General features: G+C 62.4%; 1 protein-coding gene. It reads left to right on the top strand.

Annotated elements, in window-relative coordinates; genetic code table 11:
* The coding region (locus PTE30175_RS28050; RefSeq protein WP_420819688.1) for an ATP-binding protein at positions 1-622 on the top strand (622 nt) is incomplete at both ends.

The following is a 622-nucleotide window of genomic DNA, read 5'->3' as shown; positions in this document are numbered from 1 at the left end:
GCGCTGCTCGGCGACGATCGCGCGCTCGCGCCCCTGAAACGGCTCATCCTGGACAAGACCGAAGGCAACCCATTCTTCATGGAGGAAGTGGTCCAGACCCTGATCGAGGAGAAAACCCTGGTTGGCCTGCCCGGGGCCTACCGCATTGAGAAGGCGCCTACCGAACTTCACATCCCCACCACCGTCCAGGGCGTGCTCGCCGCACGCATCGATCGGCTCCCCCTCGTGCAGAAGGAACTGTTGCAAAGCCTGGCCGTGATCGGCAAGGAGTTTCCTTTGAGTCTTGTTCAGCACGTCACTTCGCTGACTGACGACAAGCTTCGCCCGCTGCTCGCGAACTTGCAGGCGGGCGATTTCATTTACGAGCGACCCGCATTCCCGGAGGTGGAATACGCGTTCAAGCACGCCCTCACTCAGGAAGTCGCCGGCAACTCGCTGCTTACCGAGCGGCGCAGCGCGCTGCACGAGCGCACCGCCCAGGCCATCGAGACCCTGTTCCAGAGTCGGCTCAATGATTACTGCAGCGAGCTCGCACACCATTACAGTCACAGCGGCAACCTTCCGAAGGCCGTCAATTACCTGCACTGTGCCGGCCGGCAGGCCCTCCAGCGTTCCGCTCAGA

It is taken from the genome of Pandoraea terrae (genome assembly GCF_902459695.1).
Taxonomy (GTDB): Bacteria; Pseudomonadota; Gammaproteobacteria; order Burkholderiales; family Burkholderiaceae; genus Pandoraea; species Pandoraea terrae.
Note: the sequence above shows the minus strand (reverse complement) of the source record. Positions and strands in the feature narration are given on the sequence as shown.